Source organism: Kluyvera sp. STS39-E (assembly GCF_040932435.1).
Taxonomy (GTDB): Bacteria; Pseudomonadota; Gammaproteobacteria; order Enterobacterales; family Enterobacteriaceae; genus Kluyvera.
On sequence record NZ_JBFQGA010000025.1, the window covers coordinates 1 to 533 of the forward strand.

The 533-nt window shown below is 57.6% G+C and carries 1 protein-coding gene; it reads right to left on the minus strand.

Annotation, left to right across the window (positions count from 1 at the left end):
- Positions 1-533: DMSO/selenate family reductase complex B subunit (locus tag AB4K05_RS24640; RefSeq protein WP_368482272.1), on the minus strand; the 533-nt coding region annotated here is incomplete at both ends.

Consider the following 533-nt stretch of genomic DNA (forward strand, 5'->3'; position numbering starts at 1 on the left):
TTGGCGTTTGGTTTAATCACGATGCTTGGCTTGGTGAAGTGCGCCGATGGCAACGGCGCAACCGCTGCAAGCTGGCCGTGTTTCTGACGCAGCTCTTCAATCGGACCGAAGTCCAGTGCGCGCAGCGGGCAGGATTCCACGCAGATCGGCTTCTTGCCGTCTGCCACGCGCTCGTGGCAGCCGTCGCATTTGGTCATATGACCTTTCGCCGCGTTGTACTGCGGTGCGCCGTAAGGACAGGCCATATGGCAATAGCGGCAACCGATGCAGACATCTTCGTCCACAACGACAAAACCGTCTTCACGCTTGTGCATGGCGCCGCTCGGGCACACTTTGGTACAGGCCGGGTCTTCGCAGTGGTTACAAGCGATAGACAGGTAGTAGGCAAAGACGTTCTGGTTCCAGACACCGTTGTCTTCCTGCCAGTCGCCACCCGCGTATTCGTAGATACGGCGGAAGCTGACGTCCGGGGTTAAGTTCTTGTAATCTTTACAGGCCAGTTCACAGGTTTTACAACCGGTGCAGCGGGCGGA